We start from the raw sequence: 5,720 nt of genomic DNA, 5'->3' as shown, positions 1-5,720 counted from the left end.
GTCCCCGGACCGAACCGGAGGACTTCGTGGGCATGGTGCACGCCGCGGCGGTGGTGACGCTGGAAGGCGGCGCGGGTTCGCACGCGGCCGTCGTGGCCCGGGAACTCGGCAGGCCCGCCGTGGTCGGCGCGGTGTTCACCGATCCGGCCTGGCCGGTCGGATCGGGCGCCGAGCTGGTCACGGTGTGCGGGACCACCGGGCGGGTCTGGCTCGGCGCGGTCCCGCTGGCCGAGGGCGGTGCGACCGGGTGGCCCGGTGATCTCATCGGTGTGCCGCGCGAGACCGCGGTGCTCGGCTCGATCGATGAGCTGCTGCTGAGGGAGCCGGAGGTGATCCGGCTGACCCGGGTCCAGGATCCGGCCCGGCTGCCACCCTCGGCGATCGTCGTCACCGACGATCCCGATGTGGCCGCGACCGCGGCCCGCCATGTTCGGGTCGCCTTCGTCTGCGATGGCGGCCCGGACGAAACACCCTGGCGCACCACGCTTCCCGACATTTCTCTGGGCTATGTCATCGTCGCCGCACCGGCGCAATCGCGGTACGCGCACGCGGTGCTGGCGCGCCGCGAGTCCACCACACACCGATCGGAGACACCCCGATGACCACCGCAGACGATGCCGATGTCCTGATCCCCCTGCGCACCCGCCGACTGCACACGGTGCGGGTGGCGGGATGGCTCGGCACCGAACACTTCTCGGATCCCGACGCCTTCGCCGACACGACCCTCTACCGGGTCCTGGACACCCCGCGTGGCGAGCTGGCGGGGCTCACCCCGGCGGGCGAGCAGGCCGCCCAGGTGGAACTGGCGGCGGTGTGCCGCCAGGTGGACGCCACCGGGAGAACTCGAATTCGCGAGCTGCTCAACGCCTTCGAACGGGCCGACGGGCAGATGAAGAATCTGATCACCGGCTTTCAACGGGACCGCACCGCCGAGCGGGCCGGGACGCTGATCGCACTGCACGGCGAGGTCGCCGAGACGCTGGAGGACATCGGCGCGGCTTTTCCGCTGTGGGACGGCTACCCGGCCCGGCTGCGTACCGCGGTGCGGCGGATCACCGACGGTGAGCTCGACTACGTCGCCTCACCGCTGCTCGACAGTTTTCACACCGTCTGGCATCTGCTGCACCGCGATATGCGGTTGGTGCTCGAATCCTGGTGATTGCTAACCGGTTCGGGCGGGGGGATGGGCCGCGACCATCGCGGCCAATTCCTCGATATCGAATTCGGCGCGATGAGCCGGTCCGTACCGGGTCAATTTCCCGCGGCGCACCCACTGCCTGATCGTGGCCTCGGAGACTTTCAGCGCGATCGCCGCCACATTCGTGGGAACCGTCCGGGGTTGTCCGCCGGGAATATCCGACCGCGCCGGCGTGGTGGTCAATGCCAGCCATTGCCCGGAATCCCAGGAATGGCCGAATTCGCAATCCAGTGAGGGGTTTTCACCCTCTCCGACGACCGTCAGGCTGCCCTCGCATCCGGCGGCCGGACAGGCGCGCGCGGGTAGCGCGTGCCGGTCCGCGTCCACGGCCGCGGCCGCCCGGTCTGCCAGCTCCGCCATCTCCTCGGCGAAATCCGAGGCGGCGGGATGTGTTGCCAGCCAGTCGATATGGCCGGCGAGGAAGGTGGTGAGCCCGCCGACATCGCGAGTCGACGGCCCCCGCACCGCCCGTTCGTGAGTCACCAGATTCGCCCACGAGTCGAGTATCTGGGTGATGTCGGTCCGGGCCTCGAGCACCTCGAAATCGACACTCGTATTGCGGGGGCGACTGCGTGTCACCCTTTCACCGGCCCGGCGTCGGCGGGCGGCCACCAGGGATAGCGTGCTCTCGTCGAAAAGACCCGCGATTCGGGTCACATGGGTGAGTGCGGAGGAGAATTCAGCAGCGATCATCGTTCAGCCCAAATCTGGAAGTCCATGGGTCACGAATGCAACCGCGGCGCCATTGCCACATCGTTTTTCATGTCCGCGTCCGATGAATGTTCGCTTGTCGCAAAGCATTCGAACTACTTTCGACTACGAAGATCGCATCGGATCAGGGCGCTGTCAAAGCAGGCGAACGGTGAGATCGCAAGATGGCAAGTTCCTGTAGTGTCGGCCGAATTACCCCGGTCGCTGCGTGAAATCCTGCTTGCGGTCGGCGGTCTCGGCGCCCTCGGTCTCGGCGTTCGGCTGCCGCTCCACCATCAGCGCGATGTGCAGGCGGGACGGGCAGCCCAGCTTGGTCATGATGTGCCGCACGTGGTTCACCACTGTCCACTCGGAGATGAGCAGCTGCTTCGCGATCATCCGATTGGTCATGCCGGTGGCGACCAGCACGGCGATCTCGCGCTGCCGCGCGGTCAGCGCGGCGAGCGGTGAGTCCTGGGGCGGCACCGGCACCGGCGCCGAGCGAATGTAGGCGGCGGCCTCGCGCAATCCCAGTGCCGCGGCGGTGTCGGACACGGACGCGAAGGCGTCCTCGCCGAGCACGGTCCGGTAGTGCTCGATCGGTGGTCCGGCATCCTCGTCGTCCAGCAGCGGAATATGGTGCACCGTACGGAGATTGCGGGCGGCCACCGCCAGCGTGGCGGCCTGAACCAGATAGTCGGGCCCGGCCGCGTCGTACACCCGGGCACACCCCTCGACCGCGATGACGGCGGCGAGCCGATGATCGGACTGATCGTTGTACCCGAGCACCTCGAGATAAAGACCCAGTGCCCGATCGGCGGTCCCGGGACTGATCTGGCTGCGCGCCAGGGTGTTCAGCGCCGCCAGCCGGATCGAGAGATCGATCTGCCTGATCCGGTCTCGCACCGCGGACCATCCGGCGTCGTCCTCGTGCGGTGGCTGCGGCAGATCCAGCATCGCGCGGGTGACCGGCAGCCACGCCATCGACCGCTCCGGCAGCCTGCTCGCCAGGGGCAGGGCACAGCGCAGATGCCGCTTCGCCGCCCGCACATTGCCCAGGGCCTGCAGTGCCGAGGCCAGCGGCATGCCGACCCGCAGCGCCCGCACCTCCTCACCCGCGATGCGGTAGGCGGTAGCGGCCTCGGTCAGGATCCGCGCCGCGCGGCAGGGCCGTTCGGTGCGCAGTGCCCACAGTCCGAGCAGTTCCAGGCACAGCGGTTCGGCCAGTCCGCGCAGGGTGTCGCGGCGGGCGGCCAGCACTCCGGTCAGCACGGCCTCGAGCTCACGCACGTGACCGTGCTGGAACCACACCGAATCCAGCAGCGCCACGGTCTCGATGGCGCGTTCGGGCTGACCGAGGTCGATCAGGTGGTGCACGGCGGTGAGCAGCCCGGCGACCGGCCGGCTCGTACCGTCGAGAAACTCGTGACGGGCCAGGCGGGGGCCGATTTCCGCGGTGGCCCGCAACAGACGGTCGGCATGCTCGCGTCGCAGCCGGTCGGCCCGGGCCGGATCGGCCTGACACACCCGCCTGCAGTAGCCGCGCACGGTGGTGCCGACCCGGTAGGTCCCGGCCTCCACCCCCGAATCGACGCGATCGAGCAGGCCGCGTTCCAGCAGCGCCGTCAACGCGGCCTCGGTCGGCGCGATCGGCTGGTCACTGACCTGGTGGACGAGCTCGATGTCGAACGGCGACTCGAACAGCGAGAGCCGCAGCAGCAGATCGACCACCTCGGGATCGAGATCGGCCACGGTCCAGTCCACCGCGTCGTGCATCGTTCGATGCCGGGCGGCTCCGGTGCGCAGCATCGGCAAATGCAGGTCGACCCCGGCCTTGATCCGGCGCAGCGTCCGGATCGGACCGATGCGGGCGATCTCGATGGCCGCCAGCTCCAGGGCCAGCGGCACCCCGTCGAGTTCGCGGACGATCTCGTCCAGCACCAGCCGGTCGGCGAGGGATTGCTGCCCCCGGTAATAGCTGTCGATGCTGTCCAGCAGCAGTTGTGAGGCGGGGGAGGACGCGGGGTAGTAGGAGGTTTCCGCGCCGCCGTCCACGATGAGCGGGCGGATCAGCATCACGTGCTCACCCGGTATCCGAAGCGGTACCCGGCTGGTCACCACCACCATCGTGCCCGGACAGCGCGTGAGTAGTCGTTCCACGTCCGGGGCGATGTCGGCCGCGACCCGATCACAGTTGTCCAGCACCAGGATCCGGCCGCGATCGTCACTCAGGTGCGCGAAAAGCGGCTGGGCGGCCGATGACTCACCGAACCGGGATGCCCGGATCACATGCCCGGCGCTGTCCAGATCCACCGCTTCGGTCAGGTCGATCGTGATCGTCTCCACCCCGAACTCCGCGCCGGACAATGCCTCCCGGAGCAATCGACTCTTTCCGATCCCGGCTGTGCCGGTGAGCGTGAGCAGCCGCACGGATCGGTCGCGGAGCAGTTCGCGCAGGTCCGCCAGCTCGGTATCTCGGCCGATGAGTGCTCGTGGGGGTGATGAGTCGCCGGAATCTGCCGGCTGCGGGTGTCTTTCGTATTCGCGATCGAACATGCGAATCCTCCTCGTGCTGGCTATTCGCAGGCGAACGCATTCCGGTCCTGTTGTGCACCAAGGCATCCGGTGGCTCGGGCGCGGAGCCGTATACGCGCGGACGAATGCGTCGCCGCATGATCGTAGCGACTCGGACCCGGTCATACGGGATGATCTTGTGCTCTTCACAGTTCCGGATTCGCCGAGCAGGAAGAACCGGCGCGAAAGTCAGAGGAATCGAGCGCGGAAAGCAGCGAAGCCCCGATTCGTGAGAATCGGGGCTTCGCTTCGGGTGACCGACGGGACTCGAACCCGCGACATCCAGGATCACAACCTGGTGCTCTACCAACTGAACTACGGTCACCATTGCCGGTAAGCGTTAACTTCCGGCGCGCTAGAGCTTAACGTGTGGTCGCGCCTAGCACCTAATCGGCTGGTTAGGCGGGTTTTCCGCCCAGTTCGGCCGCTACGGCCGCGATTTCCGCGGTCGACGGGCCGGGGGGAGCCACGAACGCCGTGCGGCGGTAGTACTGCAGCTCCTTGATGGACTCCTTGATGTCGGCCAGGGCGCGGTGCGCGAGGCCCTTCTCGGGCTGGCCGAAGTAGATGCGGGGGTACCAGCGACGAGCCAGCTCCTTGATCGAACTGACGTCGATCATGCGGTAGTGCAGGTGCGCGTCCAGTGCGGCCATGTCCCGGGCGATGAAACCGCGGTCGGTCGCGATGGAGTTGCCGGCCAGCGGGACCGTGCGCGGGGTGGGCACGTACTTCTTGATGTATTCGAGGATCTGCCGCTCGGCGTCCTCGAGCGTCACGGTGGAGCGGCGGACCTCCTCGGTGAGCCCGGAGCGGGCGTGCATCTCGGTCACCACCGGCGGCATATTGGCCAGGGCCTCGTCGTCGGCGTGGATCACGATGTCCACACCCTCGCCGAGGATATTGAGGTCACTGTCGGTCACGAGCGCTGCCACCTCGATCAGCTTGTCGCTGTCGAGTCGTAGGCCGGTCATCTCGCAGTCCATCCACACCACGTGCTTTTCGCTCACCGGGGTCAGAGTAGCGGTTTGGTCGCCGCCGCCCCTCGTACCCGGCCGCGTCGGGGCGGGTTTGCTATGCGACCGGGCAGTATCGTTCTCCGTACTTCCGCACGTACTTTGCGGTCGGCATGTTGGCAGGGCAGTTCTCGGAGCAGTCGCAGTTGGCAGAGCAGACGGAGGAACAGCGCGATGACCACCCCGCAGGAAAAGGCAGCCGCGGCCCGCAAGGCCGCGGAGGAAGCCGCGCGGATCGCGGCGGA

Annotated in this window: 5 protein-coding genes and 1 tRNA gene; 2 read left to right on the top strand and 4 right to left on the bottom strand. The window is 67.9% G+C overall.

Features of this window, described 5'->3' with window-relative positions:
- Together NJ1_RS27045 and NJ1_RS27040 are read left to right on the top strand one after the other, a co-directional pair.
- On the top strand, nucleotides 1-602 hold a 602-nt coding region (locus NJ1_RS27045), incomplete at its 5' end, for a PEP-utilizing enzyme (protein WP_245717601.1).
- A complete protein-coding gene (locus NJ1_RS27040) occupies nucleotides 599-1,159 on the top strand; it encodes a hypothetical protein (RefSeq protein ID WP_067699385.1) in 561 nt (186 codons plus the stop codon). The genes NJ1_RS27045 and NJ1_RS27040, both read left to right, overlap by 4 nt.
- Nucleotides 1,160-1,162: 3 nt before the next feature.
- Here the strand turns inward: NJ1_RS27040 and NJ1_RS40685 are convergent, their stop codons facing one another.
- The 4 genes from NJ1_RS40685 to orn all read right to left on the bottom strand — a co-directional run bounded on the left by NJ1_RS40685 (nucleotide 1,163) and on the right by orn (nucleotide 5,469).
- Nucleotides 1,163-1,891: a helix-turn-helix domain-containing protein gene (locus NJ1_RS40685; protein WP_174557125.1), complete on the bottom strand. Its 729-nt coding sequence runs from the start codon at nucleotides 1,889-1,891 to the stop codon at nucleotides 1,163-1,165.
- 210 nt (nucleotides 1,892-2,101) lie between these two features.
- On the bottom strand, nucleotides 2,102-4,444 hold the full coding sequence (locus NJ1_RS27030) for an ATP-binding protein (protein ID WP_067699383.1): 2,343 nt from the start codon (nucleotides 4,442-4,444) through the stop codon (nucleotides 2,102-2,104).
- A gap of 270 nt (nucleotides 4,445-4,714) precedes the next feature.
- Nucleotides 4,715-4,787: transfer RNA gene (locus NJ1_RS27025), tRNA-His, on the bottom strand.
- Nucleotides 4,788-4,860: 73 nt separating this feature from the next.
- Complete coding sequence (gene orn / locus NJ1_RS27020; RefSeq protein ID WP_084478901.1) at nucleotides 4,861-5,469, bottom strand: oligoribonuclease; 609 nt, start codon at nucleotides 5,467-5,469, stop codon at nucleotides 4,861-4,863.
- Nucleotides 5,470-5,720: the final 251 nt, after the last annotated feature.

The organism is Nocardia jejuensis NBRC 103114 (genome assembly GCF_001613145.1).
GTDB lineage: Bacteria > Actinomycetota > Actinomycetes > Mycobacteriales > Mycobacteriaceae > Nocardia > Nocardia jejuensis.
The sequence above is the reverse complement of the archived record's forward strand: the minus strand, read 5'-3'. Positions and strand labels throughout refer to the sequence as shown.